This is a genomic window from Campylobacter jejuni (genome assembly GCF_001457695.1).
GTDB lineage: Bacteria > Campylobacterota > Campylobacteria > Campylobacterales > Campylobacteraceae > Campylobacter_D > Campylobacter_D jejuni.
Genome location: NZ_LN831025.1, coordinates 470,739 through 493,003 on the forward strand (window position 1 = coordinate 470,739; position 22,265 = coordinate 493,003).

Annotated in this window: 22 protein-coding genes and 1 pseudogene; 17 read left to right on the forward strand and 6 right to left on the reverse strand. The window is 30.1% G+C overall.

What is annotated here, in order from left to right:
• Positions 1–46: 46 nt before the first annotated feature.
• Complete coding sequence (locus tag AT682_RS02480) at positions 47–337, reverse strand: metal-sensing transcriptional repressor (protein ID WP_002872629.1); 291 nt, start codon at positions 335–337, stop codon at positions 47–49.
• A 117-nt stretch (positions 338–454) separates the two neighbouring features.
• Here AT682_RS02480 and AT682_RS02485 point away from each other — a divergent pair, with 117 nt between their 5' ends.
• The 11 genes and pseudogenes from AT682_RS02485 to AT682_RS02535 all read left to right on the forward strand — a co-directional run bounded on the left by AT682_RS02485 (position 455) and on the right by AT682_RS02535 (position 10,052).
• Entirely contained in the window at positions 455–1,789 is a 1,335-nt protein-coding gene (locus tag AT682_RS02485) for a S41 family peptidase (protein ID WP_002872630.1), read from the forward strand.
• A 1-nt stretch (position 1,790) separates the two neighbouring features.
• Positions 1,791–2,501 carry a phosphoribosylaminoimidazolesuccinocarboxamide synthase gene (gene purC / locus AT682_RS02490; protein WP_002867669.1) on the forward strand — a complete coding sequence of 237 codons (711 nt, stop codon included), beginning with the start codon at positions 1,791–1,793 and terminating at the stop codon, positions 2,499–2,501.
• Between the two features lie 8 nt (positions 2,502–2,509).
• A complete protein-coding gene (purS, locus tag AT682_RS02495) occupies positions 2,510–2,755 on the forward strand; it encodes a phosphoribosylformylglycinamidine synthase subunit PurS (RefSeq protein ID WP_002872631.1) in 246 nt (81 codons plus the stop codon).
• A 1-nt stretch (position 2,756) separates the two neighbouring features.
• Positions 2,757–3,429, forward strand: a pseudogene (gene purQ / locus AT682_RS02500) (phosphoribosylformylglycinamidine synthase I).
• Entirely contained in the window at positions 3,401–4,597 is a 1,197-nt protein-coding gene (locus AT682_RS02505; protein WP_002882470.1) for an SH3 domain-containing protein, read from the forward strand. The pseudogene purQ and the gene AT682_RS02505 overlap by 29 nt, the downstream one beginning before the upstream one ends.
• Positions 4,578–5,270, forward strand: a complete 693-nt coding sequence (gene plsC / locus AT682_RS02510; protein ID WP_002882469.1) for a lysophospholipid acyltransferase family protein — start codon at positions 4,578–4,580, stop codon at positions 5,268–5,270. Before AT682_RS02505 ends, plsC begins: the two co-directional genes overlap by 20 nt.
• Positions 5,264–5,632 carry a fluoride efflux transporter CrcB gene (gene crcB / locus AT682_RS02515; RefSeq protein WP_002882468.1) on the forward strand — a complete coding sequence of 123 codons (369 nt, stop codon included), beginning with the start codon at positions 5,264–5,266 and terminating at the stop codon, positions 5,630–5,632. The genes plsC and crcB overlap by 7 nt, the downstream gene beginning before the upstream one ends.
• Before the next feature lie 72 nt (positions 5,633–5,704).
• Positions 5,705–7,531 carry a molecular chaperone HtpG gene (gene htpG, locus AT682_RS02520; protein WP_002882467.1) on the forward strand — a complete coding sequence of 609 codons (1,827 nt, stop codon included), beginning with the start codon at positions 5,705–5,707 and terminating at the stop codon, positions 7,529–7,531.
• Positions 7,528–7,845: a rhodanese-like domain-containing protein gene (locus tag AT682_RS02525; RefSeq protein ID WP_002872637.1), complete on the forward strand. Its 318-nt coding sequence runs from the start codon at positions 7,528–7,530 to the stop codon at positions 7,843–7,845. The genes htpG and AT682_RS02525 overlap by 4 nt, the downstream gene beginning before the upstream one ends.
• Positions 7,845–8,279 carry a hypothetical protein gene (locus tag AT682_RS02530; RefSeq protein WP_002866410.1) on the forward strand — a complete coding sequence of 145 codons (435 nt, stop codon included), beginning with the start codon at positions 7,845–7,847 and terminating at the stop codon, positions 8,277–8,279. The genes AT682_RS02525 and AT682_RS02530 overlap by 1 nt, the downstream gene beginning before the upstream one ends.
• Before the next feature lie 3 nt (positions 8,280–8,282).
• Positions 8,283–10,052, forward strand: a complete 1,770-nt coding sequence (locus AT682_RS02535; protein WP_016818288.1) for a Na/Pi cotransporter family protein — start codon at positions 8,283–8,285, stop codon at positions 10,050–10,052.
• Here the strand turns inward: AT682_RS02535 and pbpB are convergent.
• From pbpB to mltG, 5 genes are all read right to left on the reverse strand, one after another.
• A complete protein-coding gene (pbpB, locus tag AT682_RS02540; protein ID WP_004306856.1) occupies positions 10,049–11,857 on the reverse strand; it encodes a peptidoglycan D,D-transpeptidase FtsI family protein in 1,809 nt (602 codons plus the stop codon). The genes AT682_RS02535 and pbpB overlap by 4 nt on opposite strands.
• A gap of 6 nt (positions 11,858–11,863) precedes the next feature.
• A complete protein-coding gene (gene fliE, locus AT682_RS02545) occupies positions 11,864–12,160 on the reverse strand; it encodes a flagellar hook-basal body complex protein FliE (protein ID WP_002851122.1) in 297 nt (98 codons plus the stop codon).
• Positions 12,161–12,166: 6 nt separating this feature from the next.
• Positions 12,167–12,661, reverse strand: coding sequence for a flagellar basal body rod protein FlgC (gene flgC / locus AT682_RS02550; protein WP_004306854.1), 495 nt, complete (start codon positions 12,659–12,661; stop codon positions 12,167–12,169).
• Between the two features lie 9 nt (positions 12,662–12,670).
• Positions 12,671–13,102, reverse strand: coding sequence for a flagellar basal body rod protein FlgB (gene flgB, locus AT682_RS02555; RefSeq protein ID WP_002861254.1), 432 nt, complete (start codon positions 13,100–13,102; stop codon positions 12,671–12,673).
• A 79-nt stretch (positions 13,103–13,181) separates the two neighbouring features.
• Positions 13,182–14,183 (reverse strand): endolytic transglycosylase MltG, encoded by a 1,002-nt coding sequence (mltG, locus tag AT682_RS02560; protein ID WP_032595341.1) that lies wholly within the window; start codon positions 14,181–14,183, stop codon positions 13,182–13,184.
• On the opposite strand from mltG, the gene AT682_RS02565 reads away from it, so the two are divergent.
• The 6 genes from AT682_RS02565 (at position 14,098) to oorD (ending at position 22,257) form a co-directional block, all read left to right on the forward strand.
• Positions 14,098–16,668 carry a DUF3971 domain-containing protein gene (locus AT682_RS02565; protein ID WP_004306851.1) on the forward strand — a complete coding sequence of 857 codons (2,571 nt, stop codon included), beginning with the start codon at positions 14,098–14,100 and terminating at the stop codon, positions 16,666–16,668. The two genes, mltG and AT682_RS02565, sit on opposite strands and share 86 nt — an antisense overlap.
• Before the next feature lie 116 nt (positions 16,669–16,784).
• Complete coding sequence (icd, locus tag AT682_RS02570; RefSeq protein ID WP_004306849.1) at positions 16,785–18,989, forward strand: NADP-dependent isocitrate dehydrogenase; 2,205 nt, start codon at positions 16,785–16,787, stop codon at positions 18,987–18,989.
• The gene (gene mdh / locus AT682_RS02575) at positions 18,986–19,888 is read left to right on the forward strand and encodes a malate dehydrogenase (RefSeq protein WP_004306848.1); all 903 of its coding nucleotides are present in this window, start codon (positions 18,986–18,988) and stop codon (positions 19,886–19,888) included. The genes icd and mdh overlap by 4 nt, the downstream gene beginning before the upstream one ends.
• Complete coding sequence (sucC, locus tag AT682_RS02580; protein WP_002859928.1) at positions 19,889–21,052, forward strand: ADP-forming succinate--CoA ligase subunit beta; 1,164 nt, start codon at positions 19,889–19,891, stop codon at positions 21,050–21,052.
• A gap of 9 nt (positions 21,053–21,061) precedes the next feature.
• On the forward strand, positions 21,062–21,931 hold the full coding sequence (sucD, locus tag AT682_RS02585; RefSeq protein ID WP_002855278.1) for a succinate--CoA ligase subunit alpha: 870 nt from the start codon (positions 21,062–21,064) through the stop codon (positions 21,929–21,931).
• Between the two features lie 14 nt (positions 21,932–21,945).
• A complete protein-coding gene (gene oorD, locus AT682_RS02590; RefSeq protein WP_002854819.1) occupies positions 21,946–22,257 on the forward strand; it encodes a 4Fe-4S binding protein in 312 nt (103 codons plus the stop codon).
• Positions 22,258–22,265: the final 8 nt, after the last annotated feature.

Below are 22,265 nucleotides of genomic sequence, written 5' to 3' on the forward strand. Positions count from 1 at the left end.
ATTGAGTAAAATTTTTTAAATAATAGGACAAATGACTAATTTTAGATTATTTCATAAACATATCTATAGCCTTGTTTAACTCTTCTATGCTTTGAATATCATTTTCTTCTACAGCATGTACCATACAATGAGCTAAATGTTCTTTTAAAACTACTTTTGCAGTATTGTTAACTTCGGCTTTTACAGCAGCAAGCTGGATTAAAATTTCACTACAGTCTTTGTCATTTTCAACCATTCTTTTAATAGCGCTTAAATGCCCTATGGTTCTACTTAGACGATTGCAAACTGCTTTAAGATGTTTTTGAGAATGTGTATAAGTATGTTTTTCTTGGCACATTGTATTAACTTTCTTTTTGGAATTTTTAGTCTATTTTAACATATTTTTAAGAATTTAAATTTATTTACGAAGTTTTAAGTAATTTTTATTAAAATTTACTCTTTAAACTAAAACTCAATGATGGAGCTTATTTTGAAAACAAAACGATTTTTTGCGGGTCTTGCAGGCTTTGCCACTACTTTTATTTTATGTCTATTTTTAACAAGTCATTTACAAGCTAAAGTTGATCAAAAAGAAGAGCAGGTTCAAAAACGCCTAGAAGCTTTAGATAAGCTTACAAAAACTCTTGCTATAGTAGAGCAATACTATGTGGATGATCAAAATATCAGCGATTTGGTGGATAAATCTTTATCAGGACTTTTAAGCAATCTTGATGCGCATTCTTCTTTTTTAAATGAAAAAGATTTTAATGATATGAAAATTCAAACCAATGGCGAATTTGGTGGCCTTGGTATAACCGTAGGTATGAAAGATGGCGCTTTAACAGTTGTTTCTCCTATAGAAGGAACACCAGCAGATAAAGCAGGGATAAAATCAGGAGATATTATTTTAAAAATTAATGATGAGGCCACTTTGGGAATTAATCTCAATGATGCTGTAGATAAAATGCGTGGTAAGCCAAAAACTCAAATCACTTTAACCATTTTTAGAAAAGGTGCAACAAAACCTTTTGATGTTACACTTACAAGAGAAATTATTAAGATAGAAAGTGTTTATGCAAAAATGATAGAAAATGAAAACATTCTTTATCTTAGGGTTACAAATTTTGATAAAAATGTTGTAGATGTGGCAAGTAAAGAACTTAAAAAATATCCTAATGTTAAAGGAGTTATTTTAGATCTTAGAAATAATCCTGGTGGACTTTTAAATCAAGCCATAGGACTTGTAAATTTATTTGTAGATAAAGGTGTTATTGTTTCTCAAAAAGGACGCATCGCAAGTGAAAATCAAGAATATAAAGCCGATCCTAAAAACAAAATTTCTAATGCTTCTTTGGTTGTGCTTGTAAATGGTGGAAGTGCTAGTGCAAGTGAAATTGTAAGTGGAGCTTTACAAGATCTTAAACGCGGTGTTATTGTGGGTGAAAATACTTTTGGAAAAGGTAGTGTTCAGCAAATCATACCTATTAATAAAACTGAAGCTTTAAGGCTTACTATTGCAAGATATTATCTTCCAAGCGGGCGTACTATTCAAGCAGTGGGTGTAAAACCTGATATTGAAGTTTTTCCAGGTAAAGTAAATACTCAAGAAGATGGTTTTTCTATAAAAGAAAGCGACTTAAAACAACATTTAGAAAGTGAGCTTGAAAAAATAGATAAAAATAAAAAAGAAGATAAGCAAGAAAATAAAGACAATAAAAATCTAATCAGTCAAAAACAAATCAATGATGATGCACAGTTAAATTCAGCTATTGATACTATTAAAATTTTAAATATCAAACAAGGACGATAAAATGACAAAAAAAGAAATGCTCTACGAAGGAAAAGGTAAAAAACTTTTCAAAACTGATGATGAAAATTTACTAATTAGTGAGTTTAAAGATGATTTAACCGCTTTTAATGCAGAAAAAAGAGGCAATGAAAGTGGAAAAGGTGCATTAAACTGTAGAATCAGTACTGAAATTTTTCATTTGCTCGAAAAAAATGGGATTAAAACCCATTTGGTAGAAACTATAAGTGATACAGAACAAGTGGTTAAAAAATGTAAAATTGTTCCTATTGAAGTTATAGTACGCAATGTTGCAACAGGTTCTCTTACAAAAAGACTGGGCATTAAAGATGGCACTGTGCTACCTTTTGCTTTGGTAGAATTTTGTCTTAAAGATGATGCCTTAGGCGATCCTTTTATCAATGATGAGCATTGTTTGATTTTAAATTTAGTGCAAAATGAAGCTCAAATTAGTGAAATTAAAAATATGGCTAGAAAGATTAACTCTATTTTAACTCCATTTTTTGACAATAAAAATTTAAGGCTGATTGACTTTAAAATCGAACTGGGTTTAACTAAAGATAATGAACTTGTTTTAGCCGATGAAATAAGCCCTGATAGTTGTAGATTTTGGGATAAATTTAGTAATGAAAAATTAGACAAAGATAGATTTCGTCAAGATCTAGGTAATGTAAAAATGGCTTATGAAGAAGTTTTAAAAAGAATATTAAATTAAGGAAAAATATGGAAGTTATTGTAAATATTTCTTTAAAAAATGGAGTTTTAGATCCACAAGGCAAAGCGGTGGAAAAAGCTTTGCATTCTTTAAATTTTAATAGTGTTAAAGAAGTAAAAATAGCAAAACAAATCAAAATTTCTCTTGATGAAAAAGATGAAAAATTAGCCAAAGAGCAAGTAAAAAAAATGTGTGAAGAGTTGTTGGTAAATGGCGTCATTGAAGATTATGAGCTTATAATTGAGAAAGAGTAAAATGAAAGTTGCTATTATTAGATTTCTAGGGACAAATTGTGAATTTGATACAGCTTATGCCTTTGAGAAACTTGGAGTAAAAACGCAGATTGTTTGGCATGAAGAAAAAGAATTTGATGCAGATTTAGTTGTTTTGCCAGGCGGATTTTCTTATGGAGATTATCTAAGATGTGCAGCTATTGCAAAACTTGCTCCTGCTATGCAAGGTGTTTTTAATCATGCAAAAAAGGGAGGATATATCTTAGGTATTTGTAATGGTTTTCAAATTTTACTTGAAAGCGGTCTTTTAAAAGGTGCAATGAAGCATAACAACAATCTTAGTTTTATCTCAAAAAACCAAAATTTAAGAGTAGTTTCTAATGATAATGCCTTTTTGAAAAATTTCAAAAAAGATGAAATTATTAATTTACCAATTGCCCATGGAGAGGGAAATTATTACGCTGATGAGGCTACTTTAAAAGAATTGCAAGATAAAGATCTTATTACTTTAAAATACGAGCCAAATCCAAATGGTTCTGTATTTGATATAGCAGGAATTTGCGATGAAAACAAAAAAATCTTTGGACTCATGCCACATCCTGAGCGTGCTTGTGAAAAAATTCTAGGCAATGATGCAGGTTTGAAAATGCTTAAAGGCTTTTTATTTTGAAAATTTTATTAACTTTAATTTTTAGTGTTGTTGTATTGTTTGGTAGGGGTGAAATTTCTGTATTTAGCGGCCAAGATGAAAATATGCAAAAAGAATTACAAAAATTACCCCAAGAAGAACAAAAAATTTATCAAAATATTCCGCCAAGTGATGAAAACAATGACTTTGAAAGCAATGTAGATGATCCTTTTGTAGCTAAAGGGAGTTTGGTTCTTACAAATGATGAATATCCAAGTAGGGTATATGTTGGAGAAGTTTTTCCTATTACGATCTATGCTCGCACTACGGAAAATACAAAATTTGATTTTAACATAAGCATAGAAAAAACTAACTTATCTTTTTTAAATCCAGATGCAAAATGGGAATTTATCAATAACGAATATAAAACAACTTTATGGTTTGAAGCCAAAAATTCAAATGCTAGTTTGAGTAAAATTTCTATCAAACTTCTTAGAAATAATGAAGCTTTTCAAGAGGCTGATATCAATCTTAATCCTATCAAATTTGAAAATACTTTATCCAATAAAGATTTTTCACACCTTGTGGCAAGTTCTTTGGAAATTAAAAAAATTAAAGCGAGTTATTTTGATGATGCTAATATCATTATGATGGTAGAACTAAACGCAACCAATACAAATCTTAAAAGCTTTTTTATAGAAGGAATTCAAAAGCAAGGTATTGAAAATTTAAAAGGGGATTTTAATGCTTCTAGTGCTTTTTATTATGCTATTTTGCCATTAAGTAAAACAAATTTTGAATTTTCGTATTTCAATAAGGACAGTAAAAAGCTTGAAAATATAAATTTAAAACTAAAAATTAGTGACGATGAGATCAGCACTCAGAGTGATTTAAATCCTGTAAATAAAGACTTAAATATTTATAAACAATATACCTTATGGTTTTTAGCGGTTTTATTTGGAGCTTTATTTGTATGGAGAAAAAATTACATTATTCTGGCTTTGGCAGTTGTTTGTTTTGCACTTAGTTTTCTTGTAGATACCAATACTCAAAATGCAATTATCAAGGCTGGTTCTAGGGCTAAAATTTTACCTACAGAGCCTTCAACTTATTTTTATACGGCAAATGCAGATGAAAAAGTAGAAGTTTTAGGCAAAAGACAAAATTATATTAAAGTACTGTTTTCTGATGGAAAAATAGGTTGGGTTAATAAAGATGATTTACAAAAAAATTAAAGCTCTTTATTTTTGGATTTTTTTTGTTTTAAGCGTTGCTTTGGTGGTTTTTTGTTTTTGCTTTACAAAATCTCAAAACACACTTTGGAAAATCCGCAAAATTTGGGCTAAATTTCAAAGATATACTATCTCTTATAAACAAGAAATCATTGGCACTTTTAATCCGCAAGCTCAGATGATTTTAATGAATCATCAAAGTGCTTTAGATATCATCGCTTTAGAAGAATTATATCCTAAAAATTTATGCTGGATTGCCAAAAAAGAATTAGGAGAAATTCCTATTTTCAAAGTTGCTATGAAAAAACCAAAACTTCTTTGTATAGATAGAAAAAATCCGCGTGATTTGGTACGAGTTTTAAAAGAAGCAAAAGAAAGAATTAGTGAAGATAGGGTTTTGGCTATTTTTCCAGAAGGAACTAGATCTAAAAATGAAAAAATGCTTAAATTTCAAAGTGGAGCAAAAATTTTAAGTGAAAAATTAAATCTTAAAGTTCAACCCATTTTAATTGTGGATTCTGCAAAAATTTTAGACACAAAAAGTTTTAGTGCAAGCAGCGGAGTGCTTAAAATCATTTGTATGGATTTAGTCGATACAAATGATGACAAATGGCTTGAAAACACTAGAAAAAAAATGCAAGAATTACTCGATCAAGAAAGAGCTAAGCTTTGCTAAATACCCTTTTAGTTGTTGGTTTTGGGGGATTTATAGGAGCAATCTTAAGAATGCTTTCTATTAATTTAGTGAATAAATTTTTTCCTTATTCTATCAGCCTTGGAACTCTTTTTGTTAATGTTTTGGGTTCTTTTATCATAGGACTTTTGTTTTCTTATGCCCAAAATAAAGGTTTATCTCCTTTGCTTAAAAGCTTTATAAGTACAGGTTTTTTAGGAGCTTTTACAACTTTTTCTACTTTTTCTTATCAAAATTTACTTCTTTTGCAAAGTGGAAATTATCTTCATTTTGCGTTAAATATTATCTTAAATGTCTTTCTTTGCTTATTTGCTACATGGCTTGGTTTTATAATTTTCAAATAAATCTTTAAATTTACTTTAGAATTTGTATTTTTTGCTAAAATACCACTTTAAAAAATTACAAAGGAGATTAAAATGCAATTTCAAACCGAAGTAAATCAGCTTTTACAGCTTATGATACACTCTTTATACTCTAATAAAGAAATTTTTTTAAGAGAACTTATTTCAAACGCAAGCGACGCTTTAGATAAGCTTAATTTTTTAAGCGTAAGTGATGATAAATATAAAAGCTTAAAATTCGAACCTAAAATTGAAATCAAAATTGACAAAGATAAAAAAACTTTAAGCATTAGTGATAATGGCATAGGTATGGATAAAGATGATCTTATCAATAACCTTGGAACCATAGCAAAAAGCGGCACTAAAAGTTTTTTAGAAAATTTAAGCGGTGATGCTAAAAAAGATTCTCAACTCATAGGACAATTTGGAGTAGGTTTTTATTCTGCTTTTATGGTGGCTAGTAAAATCGAAGTTTTAAGTAAAAAAGCTTTAGATGATAAAGCTTATCTTTGGAGTTCCGATGCAAATGGTTATGAGATTGATGACGCAAACAAAGAAGAACAAGGCACAAGCATTACTTTATACTTAAAAGATGATGAGTTTGCTAATACTTATAAAATTGAAAGCATTATAGAAAAATATTCTAATCACATTCAATTTCCAATTTTCATGGAAAAAGAAGAATTTACTCCTGCTAAAGAAGGCGAAGAAGAAGGAAAAACTGAACTTAAAATTTCTCAAATCAATAAAGCCAATGCTTTATGGAGAATGCAAAAATCAAGCCTTAAAGCAGAAGATTATGAAAGATTTTATGAGCAAAATTTTCATGATTCAAACAAACCTTTACTTTATCTTCACACTAAAAGTGAAGGAAAATTAGAATACAATTCTTTATTTTTCATACCACAAAATGCACCTTTTGATTTATTCCGTGTGGATTATCAAAGTGGCTTAAAACTTTATGTAAAACGCGTATTTATCAGCGATGACGATAAAGAACTTTTACCAACTTATTTGCGTTTTGTGCGTGGGATTATCGATGTAGAAGATTTACCACTTAATGTAAGCCGTGAAATTTTACAAGAAAATCAAATTTTAAAAGGTGTCAAAGAAGCTAGTGTTAAAAAGATTTTAGGTGAACTTGAAAAACTTAAAAACAATGATAAAGAAAAATACTTATCTTTCTTTAAAACCTTTGGTAAGGTATTAAAAGAAGGACTTTATGGTTTTGGCGGAGAAAAAGACAGTCTTTTAAAACTCATGCTTTATAAAAGCACCAAAGGTGAAAATTTACGCTCTTTAGAAGAGTATAAAAATGACCTTCAAGGCGAGCAAAAGGAAATTTTTTATATAGCAGGAAATAATGAAAGTTTATTAAGAACCTCTCCTTTACTTGAAGAGTATAAACAAAAAAATATAGAAGTTTTACTCATGGATGATGAGATTGATTCTTTGGTAACTCCTATGCTAGAATTTGAAGGTTTAAAATTTGTAGCCATCAATCAAGTAGAAGATAAAAATGAACTAAGTGATGAAGAAAAAAATACTTTTGCTCCACTTGTAGCTAAATTTAAAGAACTTTTAAAAGATCAAGTTGAAGATGTAAGACTAACCAGTCGTTTAAAAGATAGTCCAAGTTGTATAGTTTATGATAAAAATAAACCTGATTTTGCTATGCAACAACTCTTAAAACAAATGGGTCAAGAGCAAAATTTCAAACCTATTTTAGAAATCAATCCAAAACATGCTATTTTTACAGGTCTTAAAAACAACGAAAGTTTTAGTGCAGATATAGCAACACTAGTTTTAAATATGGCAAAACTAAGCGAAGGTATGGGAGTGGATAATCCTGCTGAATTTAATGCAAGCCTTACAAAAATCATCAACAAGGCTTTTTCATGATAGAAAATATCCCTGCAAGTCTTTGGACAAAGCAAGATTTAAACGCATATCAAATTTTTGATGTGCGTACTCCTTTGGAATGGGAAGAAGGTATTTTACCTAATGCACAATGTGTGGCTTTATATGATAATCAAGGGCTTTTAAATGCTAAATTTTTAGATGAATTTCAAAGTAAAAGAGATGAAAATAAAAAACTTGCTTTTATTTGTCGTAGTGGTCATAGAAGCATGGTTGCAGCTGAATTTATAGCTGAAAAATTGGGACTTGAAAGCATCAATTTAGATGGCGGAATGCTAGCCCTTAAGGGTTATTAATGCTAGGAATTTATTTACTCATAGCAGCTTTGTCTTTTTTAGCTCTTTATTTTGCTGTTAAAAAGCTTACTTTAAATATAGACGAGCAAACCCTTTTAGAGCCTATTAAAATGGATATTTATCCGAAATTTTGCGATTTAATCGATGAAAAAATCAGAGAATTTAAAGAAAATGTCCAAAATGCTAATTTAGCATTAAAAAATTCTGATCAAAAAGATGAATTTTTAGAAAAACTTGGGGATTTAAGCAGAGAGTTGACTTTCATACAAACCATGAATTTAAGCAATAAAAACGATAGTATCTGGCAAAATGAACTTTTTTCTTTTTTAAAGGAATTAGAAAATTTATTGCTTGAGTATCTAGAAAAAGGCGAAGAAGAAGCTGAAAATTTAAGAGAATTTCTGATGAATGAATTTGAAAAACTAAAAGGTTAGGCATTGCAAGAGGAAAGAAATTCTTTAAAATATTTTAAATTTATTTCATGGAGTATTTTTACTTTAGTTCTGATTTTTATTTTAATTCGTTATGACGAGCTTGCCAATCTTTTAGCAGGAGTGGCAATACTTCTTATTGGAATGACTAATTTAGGTATAGGTTTTAAAGCTTTTAGCGGTGGTTTGCTTGAAAAAATTTTAGCGAAGTCAACTGATACAAAGATAAAAAGTATACTTTTTGGTACTTTAAGTACTTTAATTATGCAATCTTCAACTTTAGTTTCTATTATTACGATTTCTTTTTTGAGTGCAGGGCTTATTTCTTTGGGTGCGGGCATAGGGATTATTTTTGGAGCAAATTTAGGAAATACGGCAAGTTCTTGGCTGATTGTTGGTTTGACAAATATTAAAATTTCAATGTTGGCTATCCCACTTTTGATTATTGGAGTATTATTTTTCTTTCAAAAAGATAGTGTTTTAAAAGGTTTGGGTAATATTTTTATTGGTATAGGATTTTTCTTTTTGGGTGTGGATTATATTAAAAGTGGTTTTGAAAATTTTAAACATATAATTGATCTTTCTCGTTTTGATTTTGCTGGTTTTAAAGGAGTTTTTGTTTTTTTAGGATTAGGTGCTTTGCTTACAGGAGTTATACAATCAAGCACAGCTACAATGGCTATTATTGTTGCTGCTTTACTTGCTGGACAAATCAGTTTGGAAAATTCTTTAGCAGCAACTTTAGGTACTAGTGTTGGAGGAGTTGTAACGGCTGTTTTAGCTTCTTTAAGTACCAATATTGAAGGAAAGAAATTAGCGTTTGCAAATTGTATTTTTAATTTTGGTATAGCTTTTTTAATAGTGCTTATTTTTCCTTATTTTATACATTTTCTTAATTTTTTATCCATTGTATTAAACATAGAAGATATAGCTTTGAAAGTAGCATTATTTCACACTTTGTTTAATTTAATTGGCGTTGTGCTTTTTACATTCTTTACTCCTCAAATTGTTCTTTTTTTAAATAAGATAGTAAAAGCTCCTAAAGATAAGAATAAAGACAAGCCTTTATATCTTGATAGTAGTTTGGTTAAGTTTAGTGACACAGCCATCGAAGCTTTAAGGAAAGAAAGCGAGCATCTTTATAACAATACCTATGCAATTGTTGCTCATGCAATAGGTTTTAGTCGTAAAGATATACAAAGTGATAAAAGTTTTAAAGAAATTTTAGAAAATAAAAAGTGGTTTAGTAAAAATGTGGATTTGGATTATTTGTATCAAACTAGGATAAAGGTTCTTTTTGAAGCTATTATAGATTTTTCAACTAAAGCACAAGTTTATATTAACGATGAAACAAAGAATCATAAAATTTTTACCTTTAAGATGGCAGCTAAAAATTTAGCCGAAACAACTAAAAATTTAAAAATTATCCAAGCAAATATTAAGAAATATTCTAGTTCTTCTAATGAATTTTTGGCTTTAGAGTACAATAAAATTAGATCGAATTTAGGAGAGCTTTTAAGAAGTATCGAAGAGCTTAGAGTGGTTGAAGATCGTGAAAAGCTTTATTTGATTATTAAAAATCTTCAAAAAGGAAAAGAAATTTTAAAAGAAATTGATACTTTAACCTTGAGCAATGTTGAACATCTTATTTCAGTAAGAAAAATCACAACAGCTGAAGGAATTTCAATACTTAATGATACAACTTTTGCTGCTAAGATTGCTGAAGAACTTATAGGTGCTGTTGAGGTGATATTTTCTAAAGATATATCAAACTAGTTGTTTGTGCTAGTTTGGTTATTGTCTTGTATAGGCGTTAGAAATTCTTCATTGATTAAAATATCAACAACATCTTTAAACATAGGCAAAGCACTTTGTGCAGCATAATAACTATAAGGTTTAGTAGGATGTCTTACGAGAACTCCTATGGTATAGGCGTGATTTAAATCATTTGCAAAGCCAAAAAAGGAAGCATTGTAGCGATTTGAGGTATAACCTTGTCTTTCGGCTATTCTTGCTGTTCCTGTTTTACCTCCTGCAATAATACCTTGTGTAATTGCCTTTTTTCCTGTTCCTTTTTCTATAACATTTATAAGAACATTTTGCATCGTTTTAGCGGCTTCGCTAGAAAGAATTTTTTCTTTTTTTACATCATCATCAAGATTTGTAAAGCGTCCATTTTGATAGAATTTTTCAGCTAAACGTGGTGTGATATAAAACCCATCATTGTTGAAAACATTATAAGCTGCAAGGAGTTGTATAAAGGTTGTTTTAAGTCCATAACCATAACTTAAAACAGATTTTTCTATATCTCTTAAGCGCTTAGGATTTGGAATTTCTCCTTTTTGTTCATAGGGTAGATCAATACCACTTTTTTCGCCAAATTTAAATATTTTAAGTCCTGATACGATTTCTATATTGTTAAGCCTTTTAGCAATTTGTATCATGCCTATATTTGAAGAATATCTTATAACTTCCTCCATAGTCATTTTGTCCATTTTGTGATCGTCTTTGATGGTGAAACGTCCTAGCTTGTAAGAACCGCCATAAGTATTAATCACTTCATCCATTTTTATTTTACCAAGTCTTAAGGCTGTTGTAAAGATAAAAGGTTTGATAACAGAACCTGCTTCATAGCCGTATTCTATAGCGCTTGCATTAAGAACCGATAGATCTTTTCCACGATTTTGTGGGTTATAGCGCCTTGAGCTTGCTAAAGCTAAAATTCTTCCTGTTTTGCTTTCCATTACCCCAACGATGATTTCATTGGCTTTTAAATCCTCATTTCTTTGATCTATAGCTTTCTCTATACTTTTTTGCAGTTTTAAAGAAAGATTTAAATATAAATCACAACCATTAATCTTTTTTTGCTGTAGTGAATTTAGATTTAAAATAATATTTCCACCTATATCTTTAAGTCCTTGAATTTTTTCATTTTGAACAGGGTTTAGACATTCATCGTAGTATTTTTCTAAACCTTTAACTCCTATATTTTTTAAAATTCCACTTTCTGGATCTAATATCATTTTGGTATAACCGATAATAGGAGTAAAAGAATCTTTTGACATGTAAATTCTATCTTCTTCATGTTCGATGATATTTAATCCTCTTGTTTCAACTCTTCCAGAGTTATTTGTAAAAGCTTTGAAAAAACCTTGTATATAAAGTTTTTTAGCAAGATCTTTAAGGTAGCTTGCTTGCTTGGAGTCTAAGTTTTGTAAAAGAACAAAATTATAAGAGCGTTTTTTTTGATTTTGCATTCTTTTTTTAATATCTGCTACTTGATCGTTACTTATCCCACTATAAATTTGAAAAAGCTTTAAAAATAGATCAAATTTATCTTTGTTAATGCTTCTAAGATCAATTTCAGCGCGATAAATTTGTTTAGAACTTGTGATAGTAAAATTATCTTTGGTTATAATCGATCCTCTTAGAGCAAGAGCGTATTGATCTTTTTCAGTGTTAGGTATATGACGTTTTGATGTAAGAAAAAAAGTAGAGCTGATAAAAATAATCATAAACAAAAGTGCCATGCAGTAGGCAAAGGCAACTTTTGAAACCCTATTTTTTTTATATTCTTGCATTAGGGTTTAAATTTGAGTTCTTGTGATTTCTTTATAAGCACTGATCGCTTTATTTCTTACTTCTAGCATAAATTTCATGCTGCTTTCAGCTTTAGTGATAGCTATAGCTGCTTGATGTAAATCTTTTACTTGTCCTGTGGCAATGTCTGTCATTGCAGCTTCTCCACTTTCTTGTGCTTTGTTTAAATCATTGATTTCATTTTTAAGCATCTTGGCAAATTCATCACCAATTCCTGTGGAATTTTGACTTTTGTTGGTATTTGAAATATTATTATTTAATCTTAAATCATTAATATTGTTCATTTTTTATTATCCTCTTAATAAATCAATCGCACTTTGAGCTATAGTTTTTGCACTTGTAAAAGCACTTACATTGGCTTGATAAGCTCTTGTAGCTTCAATCAAATCTGCCATTTCAATGACAGGGTTTACATTTGGATACGCTACATAACCTTCAGTATTTGCATCAGGATGGCTTGGATCATACTTCATACGAAAGTCTTTGTCATCTCTGACCACTTTATCCACTACAACACTTTGAATAGCAGGTTTAGCTTCTTCTGGCGAACTTGGATCATTTAAAGGATTTTCATATTTTAAAAAATTATTATCTTTGTTAATTTGCTCATTTAAAAGCTTATCAAAATCTGTTGCTTTAAAGATCACTTCGCGTCTTCTATAAGGCCCACCTTCAGCTGTTCTTGTAGTATTTGCATTAGCTATATTAGAGCTAATAACATTCATTCTAAAACGTTGAGCACTTAAACCATAACCACTAATATCAAAATTACTTAAGTATGCCATAATTTACCTTTAACTTAATTTAGAGCTTGCATCAAGTATAGAACTAAAGATATTGCTTTGTCTTCTTAAAACTCCATCAAGAGCTGTTATCATAACTGTATTTTTACTCATTTCTGTGGTTTCTACATCTAGATCAACAGTATTTGCATCATTTCTTGCTAAATGTCCGTCTCTTAAGTAAATAGTAGATTTACTAGGATCTGGAAATTTCCAAGGTTTTTGATGTCCTTCTTCGGTTATGGCTAATTGCAATTCTTTATTATCATTTTTTTTAAAAATTTCATTTGCACGATTTACCAAAGCTGTTTCAAATTCAATATCTCTTGCTTTATAAAAAGGAGTATCAACATTTGCAAGATTGGCATTGATGAGTTGATTTCTTAGATTTCTACCCGCTAAAGCACCAGTGACTAGTTCTTTTGATTTAAATGGGTTAATCATTTTTTATCCTTTTTATAATTTTTAATATTAACAAGCAAATACTGTTCCAATTTAACTATTTTGTATAAAAATATCAAAATTATTTTCCTTTTTGTAAATTTATGGCTTTATTGTGATCATCTATATTTGTGCTAAAAATATGAACTCCAGTATTTTTATCACGCACAAAATATAAATAATCTGTCTTTAAAGGAAAGATAGCTGCACGAATAGCGGCTAAAGAAACATTGCAAACCGCTTCTTTAGGCAATCCTGTAAATTTATAGGTATTATAAGAGCTATTATCTTGTCTTATTTTTTGTGGGGTAACTTTTACATGGGAGTAAATTCCATAATTTAAAGTTCCATCCATTTGAAGCTTCATACCTTTTTTAAGTCGATTGTAAATTACGCTTGCAACTATAGGCATTTCATTGTCATTAGCAGCTTCTTTTTGTATTACAGAAGCGATGATGATATATTGGTGCCATTTTTTTGGATTATAATCACCAAAAATTTTCTCAGAAGTTTTTTTATTGGAAATTTCAGCATGGTTTAAAAGCATTTGAATGAGTAGATTTTCTGTAATGCCTTTTGGGATTTTATAAGTTTCTGGTAAAAAAACTCCTTCATCATAAGGAGCTTGAGCTTGAAATTCTTTTAAAAGCATATTTTTATCAAGTTCAAGTTGTTTGGCTGCTTGTTCTAAAAAGATTACGCTTGTTTCTCCTGGGATAAGAGTAATGGTTTGAAGTGCTGCTTTAGCAATAGTGAGTTTATGTAGAAATTCAGCCCTATTTAAATCTTTTGTACCTATGTTGATCCAGCCTGATTGAGGATGTCCTAAAAAAAATAAAATATATTTATCAATACTACTCATCTGATATTTATTTTGCTTTAAATATGTTATAATTTGAGAAATTGAACCTTGGGGAATAAATACCACAGAATTGCTTTTTAAAGGCTGAGTTAGATAATAAAAAATCCCCAAAATAAATATCAAAAAGAAGTTGCGTATGAAAAAGAAAATTTTATATATTGTTATATTTTTTGTTGTGCTTATATTAGCTTTGTTTATAGTGCTTAAAAATGGGATTGTCATCTCTAGTATCCAATTTGATTTTTTAAAATTGGAACAATTATATATTAAATTAGATAAAAAATTAATTGTACGAGCAAAAAATATCACTATAAATGAGACTCAAAATTCCGAAATTTCATCACAAACTCACTCTTCTGATAATGCTTCAACAGAGATTTTAAAAATAACAAAAAATTTAAAATATCTATATACTTTTGTTGAAGAGATTGATATACAAAATTTAAATATAAAAGATAATCATGTGCGTATTTTATTTAAAGACAATGAATTTTTTATAGATAATGATTTATTATTTTTAAAATTAACATTACAGCGTCAAAATAAAGAACTTATAGCTGATATTAAAAAACTTTTATTAAAAGATTATGATTTAAATATTGATGGAAATTTAAGTATCAATACTAAGAGCGAGTTTTATTATTTTCAAGGTAGAGCAAGTGGAGAATTGCTTGACTTTAACGCAAGTATCTCTTACAAAGATAAAAATTTAGCTTATAAAATAGAAGATTTAAACATTAGAAATATTACGGAAATTTTTAAAAGAGTTAATAAAAGAATAGAACTTCCGCAGAGTTTAAATCTTTGGGTAGCATATAGGGCTAAGGGAGAATTTTATCATTTAGATTATTTGCAGGGCTTTATAGATTTTGCTAAAGATAATTATTATTTAGACAATATTAGCGCATCAGGTTATGTTAATAATGTTAAAGTTCGTTTGGATGATAAAATGAATGCTATTGAAATTCCAAAACTCGATTTAAATTTAAACAAACAAAAGCTTGATTTTGTCTTTAATAAAGCTTTCTATAATGGTGCTGATTTAAGTTCTAGTAAGGTTTATCTATATGATTTGTTTGATGAAAAAAAAGCTGGGATTTATTTGCGCATTAAGTCTGATAATCTAAAATTTGACGAAAAACTTGCTAAAGCTTTAGAGGATTATCATTTTTCATTACCTTTTTATCAAAAAAGCGGAAAAATTAAAAGTGATTTAGAGTTTAAAATTGATTTTCATGATAAGGGTGAAATTTCTTATAGTGGTATTTTAGCTTTAGAGAATGCTAGTATTTCTTTAGCTGATTTTAATATTACAAAAGCATTTGTAAAATTAAATCAAAATGATTTAAATATAGAAAATGCTAGTGTTAAAAATGGCTTTTTAGAGGCTGATTTTAATGCTAAATTTGACTTACAAAAACAGCAAGGAAATTTCAATACTCAGATTTCAAGGCTTTATTTTGACAACGGGGAGCTTTTAGATTTAAAAAATCAAAATGTAGAAGTAAAATTAGATTATTCGCAAAATATTAACATTAGCATTCCTCAGTGGAATTTGATTTTAAATTTTAAAGATGGACTTGAGGCTAATCTTAATAATCCTAAGATTTTATTTTCATTTTCTCCATTACTTAAAAAGTTTGGGTTTATCGATGCTAAAAATGTTTATTATAAAACTTTAAATTTTGAAGATTTTAATGCAAGCGTTAATGATGCTTATTTTAAAAATAATTTACTTATCAACGGTCAAACTCCTTATGAAAATGATAGCTTTGATATTGTAAAAAATAAAGGCGTTATGGAAATTCATACTCAAAGCAATACAGCAAGTGCTAAAATAAGTTCTGATAATAAAGAAATTCATTTGAAAAATTTAAGTTATATTTATAGAAAAGATTCCAACTCTTCAAATTCAACATTTGATATTTCTACTAATACCCAAAATATTAGTTTTGGTGGAGCAAATGTAGCTTTAATTTTGCCAGATTCTAATAAAACTTTGGCTTTTGATAGGGTAGAGGCTGATTTAAAAGGCAATGCTTTGGATTTTAAAGGTTTTAGAGGAAATGCAAAATTTGATCTTTATTATTCTTCTAATGATTTAAATTTAAACGTTAGCAATATTGATGATAATTATTTAAATGAGTTTTTACAAAAACAAGCTGTTCAAGATGGAGTGTTTAACTTAAGTATAAAAGGAAGTGGATTGGAGTATTTTGATGGACAGATCGATTTTAAAAATACTTATGTGAAGGATTTAAGAGGTATAAATCAGCTTATTTCCTTTATCGATACTGTACCAAGTTTATTGATGTTTAAATCTCCAACTTTTAATCAAAAAGGTTTAAGCCTACATGATGGAAAGATTATTTTTAATAGAAAAAAAGATCTTTTAAGTGTTTCAGCTATTAATTTAAATGGCGATAGTGTAGATATATATGGTTTAGGATCAGCAAATTTAAGATTAAATACAGTGGATTTTAGTTTAGAGCTTAAAACTTTAAAATCAGCTTCAGAAGCTATATCCAAGGTTCCAATTTTAAATTATGTAATTTTAGGTAAAAATCAAGAAATTAGCACAAACTTAAAAATAGATGGAAGTATAGATGATCCTAAATTTCATACCGAAATTTTAACAGATACTCTAAAAGCCCCTTTTAATCTTATTAAAAATATCATACAACTTCCTGCTAATTTACTTAATTAAAAATATTTAAAGTTTGTTTGAAAACTAAAACAAACTTTAAACTTACTCTTGCATTTTTTTTTATTTGTAATATACTTAAAAATGAAAATAAAAATAAGTATTTTAAAGGACTAAAAATGCAAATTACTTATACCTTAACAGATGAGTCCCCAGCTCTTGCGACTTATTCGTTTTTGCCTATAGTGAAAGCTTTTTTAAGTAGGGCACATATAGGAGTAAAAACCTCGGATATTTCTTTATCTGGAAGGATTTTAGCTACTTTTAGTGAGTATTTAAAAGAGGAGCAAAGATGTGAAGATGCTTTAGAGCTTTTAGGCGAGCTTGTCAAAAGATCGGATGCAAATCTTATTAAAACCCCAAATATTTCAGCTTCTATTCCTCAGCTTAAGGCGGCGATTAAAGAATTGCAAGATAAGGGTTATATGTTACCAAATTACCCAGATGAGCCAAAAAATGATGAAGAATTGCAAATTAAAACAAAATATCAAAAAGTTTTAGGTTCAGCGGTTAATCCTGTATTAAGACAAGGAAATTCAGATCGTCGTTCAACAAAAGCGGTAAAAGACTATGCAAAAAACAATCCTTATCGTGTGGTTGAGTTTAATCCAAACTCAAAAACTCGTGTTTCTTACATGAAAGAAGGGGATTTTTTCTCTAATGAAAAAGCGGTTTTAATCGATCAAGATTGTGTGGCTAATATAGAATTTACAAGCGTTGATGGTAAAAATGAAATTTTAAAAGAGGGCTTAAAACTTGAAAAAAATGAAATTTTAGACGCTACTTTTATGGATGTGCAAAAACTTCAGGAATTTTATGCAAAAGAAATTAAAGCAAGCAAAGATGATGATGTGCTTTTTTCTTTGCATTTAAAAGCTACAATGATGAAAGTAAGTGATCCTATACTTTTTGGTTATGCGGTAAAAGTATTTTTTAAAGAATTATTTATCGAGTTTCAAGATGAATTTGAAAAATTAGGCATTAATCCAAATAATGGTTTAAGTGAGCTTTTAAGTAAGATCGAAAATTCAAGCAAAAAAGATGAAATTCTAAAAAAATACAATGAAATTTTAGCTAAATCTGCTGATATTTCTATGGTAAATTCCGATAAAGGCATTACAAATCTTCATGTTCCAAGCGATGTTATTGTGGATGCTTCTATGCCTGCAATGCTTAAAAATGGCGCAAGATTGTGGGATAAGGAAGGCAGGGAAAAAGATACAAATGCCGTAATTCCTGATCAAACTTACGCGACTATTTATGAGGCGGTTATTGAAGATTTACATAAAAATGGCACTTTAAATCCTTCAAAGCTTGGCAGTGTATCTAATGTAGGTTTAATGGCTAAAAAGGCTCAAGAATATGGATCGCACGATAAAACCTTTGTGGCTAAAGAAGAAGGAACTTTTAAAATAGTTTCTAACGGTAAAGTTTTATTAGAACATAAGGTTAGAAAAGGCGATATTTATAGAGCTAATCAGGCTAAATTTGATGCAGTGTTAAATTGGATTGATTTAGGTATAGAAAGATCAGAACTTAGTGGAGCCGAAGCTATTTTTTGGTTAGATAGCAAAAGAGCTAGTAATAAAATCATGATAACTTTGGTGCAAAATCGTTTAAAAGAAAAGGGTAAAAATATAGCCATTTTAACTCCAAAAGAAGCTTGTTTAAGAAGTTTAGAGTTAATCCGAGAAGGTAAAGATGTTATTTCTATCACGGGTAATGTTTTAAGGGATTATTTAACCGATCTTTTTCCTATTTTAGAGCTTGGAACAAGTGCAAAAATGCTTTCTGTTGTGCCTATGTTAAAGGGTGGAGCTATGTTTGAAACAGGAGCAGGGGGTTCAGCACCTAAACAAGTAGAACAATTAGTCGAAGAAAATCATCTGCGTTGGGATAGTTTGGGTGAATTTTTGGCTTTGCAAGCAAGTTTGGAATTTTATGCAAATAAGTGTAGCAATCATAAAGCTAAGGTTTTAGCAGAATGTCTTGATGAGGCTATAGGCGAATGGCTTGAAAATAATAAAGCTCCATCAAGAAAAGTTAAAGAAGATGACAATAGAACAAGTCATTTTTATTTAGCAATGTATTTTGCAAATCATTTAGCAAGACAGGCAAGTGATATGGAGCTTCAAAGCTTTTTTAAAGATATTGCCCTAGAGCTTTCTTCTAATGAAGAAAAAATCAGAGCCGAATTTAACGATGCACAAGGTGTGAAAGTGGATTTGGGTGGGTATTATAAATTTGATGATGAAAAAGCAAATCAAATCATGCGTCCAAGTGTAACTTTTAATGCTATTTTAGAAAAAATAGGACAAAAATGAAAATCACTGTTATAGGGGCTGGTAATGTAGGCTCAAGCGTAGCTTATGCTTTGATTTTAAGAGAGATAGCAAATGAAATTGTTTTAGTAGATATCAATGAGAATTTGCTTTATGCAAAAGAACTAGAGCTTACTCAAAGCATAGCTGCTTTAAATTTAAATATAAATTTACTTTGCACTAAAGATTATACTCATACTAAAAATTCAGATATAGTGCTTTTTAGTGCAGGTTTTGCTAGAAAAGATGGGCAAAGTAGAGAAGAATTGCTTCAGTTAAATACAAGCATTATGCTTGATTGTGCTAAGAAAATCAAAGATTTTACAGAAGATCCGCTTTTTATTATTTTAACTAATCCTGTGGATTTTCTACTTAATACTCTTTATGAAAGCGGGATTTTTTCATCAAAGAAAATTATAGCCATGGCAGGAGTTTTAGATAATGCAAGATTTAAATACGAGCTTGCCAAAAAACTTAATGTCAAAATGTCAAGCGTGGATACAAGACTTATTGGTTTTCATAATGATGATATGGTTTTGGTAAAATCTTACGCAAGTGTTAAAAATAAAAATATAAGCGAATTTTTAAATGAAGAAGAATTTGAGGATTTGGAAAATGAAGTTAAAACAGGTGGAGCTAAAGTAATCAAACATCTTAAAACTTCAGCTTATTTAGCCCCTGCTAGTGCTTGTATAAGAATGCTTGAGTCTATAAGAAGTGGCGAGTTTTTACCTATGAGTGTGATTTTACATGGAGAATTTGGAGTGCAAAATAAAGCCTTGGGAGTTATGGCAAGATTAGGACTTGAAGGTGTGATTGAAATCATGAAAATGGATCTTAGTTTGCAAGAAAAAGACAAATTAGAAAAATCTTTAATCAAATATCAATATAAAGGAGAATAAATGAACATACATGAGTATCAAGCAAAAGCAATTTTTGTAGACAATGGCATCCCTACCTTAAAGGGAAAAGTTGCATTTAGCGTAGATGAAGCTGTGGCTAATGCTAAAGAATTAGGCGGTAGTGTTTGGGCAGTTAAAGCTCAAATTCATGCAGGAGGCCGTGGTCTTGGTGGTGGTGTTAAAATCGCTAAGAATTTAGATGAGGTAAAAGATTATGCAAGTAAAATTTTAGGAATGAATTTAGTAACTCATCAAACAGGACCTGAAGGCAAACTTGTGCAAAAACTTTATATAGAAAGTGGTGCTAATATAGTAAAAGAGTATTATTTGGCTATTTTGTTTAATAGAATGGCAGAGCAAATTACCATTATCGCTTCAAGTGAAGGAGGGATGGATATAGAAAAAGTAGCCAAAGAAAGTCCTGAAAAAATTGCAAAAGTAGGTATTGATCCACAAATTGGATTTAAAATGTTTCATGGACTTGAAGTAGCGAGAGTTTTGGGACTTGATAAAGATGAAGGCAAAAAACTCATTTCTATGATAGCTAAACTTTATAAGCTTTACATGGATAAAGATATGAATATGCTTGAAATCAATCCTTTAATTAAAACTGCAGAAGGGGATTTTTATGCCCTTGATGCAAAATGCAGTTTTGATGATAGTGCACTTTATCGTCATCCTGAAATTGCTGAACTTAGAGATATTACTGAAGAAAATCCTGCTGAAAGAGAAGCGGCTGAATTTGGCTTAAGCTATGTGAAATTAGATGGAGATGTAGCTTGTATGGTAAATGGTGCGGGTCTAGCAATGGCAACTATGGATATTATTAATTATAGTGGTGCAAAACCTGCAAATTTCTTAGATGTAGGTGGGGGAGCTTCTCCAGAAACTGTTGCAAAGGCTTTTGAAATTATTTTAAGAGATAAAAATGTAAAAGTTATATTTATCAATATCTTTGGTGGTATTGTTCGTTGTGATAGGATAGCAAATGGAATTTTAGAAGCTACTAAGAATGTTGAGGTAAATATTCCAATTGTAGTGCGTCTTGATGGCACTAACGCAGCAGAAGCAAAGACAATTTTAGATAATTCAAATCTTAAAAATATCAAAGCAGCAACCAATCTTAAAAACGGTGCAGAGCTTGTAAAAAGTTTAGTAGGATAAGGATGGAAAATGAGTATATTGGTTAATAAAAATACAAAAGTAATAGTTCAAGGTTTTACAGGTAAAGAAGCAACTTTTCACGCTGAGCAATGCATGGCTTATGGTACAAATATAGTTGGAGGTGTCACCCCTCATAAAGGCGGACAAACTCATTTAGGTAAACCAGTTTTTGATACCGTTGCAGATGCGGTTAAAGCAACAAAGGCTGATGTGAGCTTGATCTTTGTCCCTGCTTTTGCTGTGGGTGATAGCGTGATTGAAGCAGCTGATGCGGGTATTAAGCTTGCAGTTGTAATCACCGAGCATACGCCTGTAAAGGATATGATGTTTGCTAAGCAATATGCTAATAAAAAGGGTATGAAAATCATTGGACCAAATTGTCCAGGTATTATCACTTCTGAAGAATGTAAGTTAGGTATTATGCCAGGTTTTATTTTTAAAAAAGGTTGCGTGGGGCTTATTTCAAAAAGTGGAACTTTAACTTATGAAGCTGCTAATCAGGTAGTTCAAGGTGGTTATGGAATTTCTACTGCAGTAGGAATTGGTGGTGATCCTATCATAGGTCTTGCTTATAAAGAACTTTTAAGTGAATTCCAAAAAGATGATGAAACTAAAGCTATTGTAATGATAGGTGAAATTGGTGGTAGTTTGGAAGTGGAAGCGGCTAAATTTATTAAAGAAAATATTAGCAAACCTGTGGTAGCATTCATTGCAGGTGCAACTGCTCCTAAAGGCAAAAGAATGGGGCATGCAGGTGCCATAGTAGGAAGTGCTGATGAAAGTGCTGCAGCTAAAAAAGAAGCTTTAAAAAGCTATGGAATTCATGTGGTGGATTCTCCGGCTTTAATTGGTGAAGAAATTCAAAAAATATTAGGTTAATAAAGGAAAAAAACATGAGTATGACAGCTCCAAAAGATACCCCTGTTTGGGTAGATGAGCATAGATGTAAAGCGTGTAATATTTGTGTTAGCTATTGCCCCGCTGGGGTTTTAGCTATGCGCGATGATGTGCATGCGGTTTTAGGACAAATGATAGAGGTGGTACACCCTGAATCCTGTATAGGCTGTACCGAGTGTGAGACACATTGCCCTGATTTTGCTATTATGGTGGCAAAAAGAGATGAATTTAAATTTGCCAAACTTACTGCTGAGGCTAAAGATAGAGCTGTAGCCGTAAAAAATAACAAATACAAAAAATTAGCATAGGAAAAATA

Bases quoted from the DNA above. Each gene is read 5' to 3' on its own strand.
- AT682_RS02480 (WP_002872629.1), bottom strand. From the start codon at position 337: ATGTGCCAAGAAAAACATACTTATACACATTCTCAAAAACATCTTAAA.
- AT682_RS02485 (WP_002872630.1), top strand. From the start codon at position 455: ATGATGGAGCTTATTTTGAAAACAAAACGATTTTTTGCGGGTCTTGCA.
- purC (WP_002867669.1), top strand. From the start codon at position 1,791: ATGACAAAAAAAGAAATGCTCTACGAAGGAAAAGGTAAAAAACTTTTC.
- purS (WP_002872631.1), top strand. From the start codon at position 2,510: ATGGAAGTTATTGTAAATATTTCTTTAAAAAATGGAGTTTTAGATCCA.
- plsC (WP_002882469.1), top strand. From the start codon at position 4,578: ATGATTTACAAAAAAATTAAAGCTCTTTATTTTTGGATTTTTTTTGTT.
- htpG (WP_002882467.1), top strand. From the start codon at position 5,705: ATGCAATTTCAAACCGAAGTAAATCAGCTTTTACAGCTTATGATACAC.
- AT682_RS02525 (WP_002872637.1), top strand. From the start codon at position 7,528: ATGATAGAAAATATCCCTGCAAGTCTTTGGACAAAGCAAGATTTAAAC.
- AT682_RS02530 (WP_002866410.1), top strand. From the start codon at position 7,845: ATGCTAGGAATTTATTTACTCATAGCAGCTTTGTCTTTTTTAGCTCTT.
- pbpB (WP_004306856.1), bottom strand. From the start codon at position 11,857: ATGCAAGAATATAAAAAAAATAGGGTTTCAAAAGTTGCCTTTGCCTAC.
- fliE (WP_002851122.1), bottom strand. From the start codon at position 12,160: ATGAACAATATTAATGATTTAAGATTAAATAATAATATTTCAAATACC.
- flgC (WP_004306854.1), bottom strand. From the start codon at position 12,661: ATGGCATACTTAAGTAATTTTGATATTAGTGGTTATGGTTTAAGTGCT.
- flgB (WP_002861254.1), bottom strand. From the start codon at position 13,102: ATGATTAACCCATTTAAATCAAAAGAACTAGTCACTGGTGCTTTAGCG.
- AT682_RS02565 (WP_004306851.1), top strand. From the start codon at position 14,098: ATGAAAAAGAAAATTTTATATATTGTTATATTTTTTGTTGTGCTTATA.
- mltG (WP_032595341.1), bottom strand. From the start codon at position 14,183: ATGACAATCCCATTTTTAAGCACTATAAACAAAGCTAATATAAGCACA.
- icd (WP_004306849.1), top strand. From the start codon at position 16,785: ATGCAAATTACTTATACCTTAACAGATGAGTCCCCAGCTCTTGCGACT.
- mdh (WP_004306848.1), top strand. From the start codon at position 18,986: ATGAAAATCACTGTTATAGGGGCTGGTAATGTAGGCTCAAGCGTAGCT.
- sucC (WP_002859928.1), top strand. From the start codon at position 19,889: ATGAACATACATGAGTATCAAGCAAAAGCAATTTTTGTAGACAATGGC.
- sucD (WP_002855278.1), top strand. From the start codon at position 21,062: ATGAGTATATTGGTTAATAAAAATACAAAAGTAATAGTTCAAGGTTTT.
- oorD (WP_002854819.1), top strand. From the start codon at position 21,946: ATGAGTATGACAGCTCCAAAAGATACCCCTGTTTGGGTAGATGAGCAT.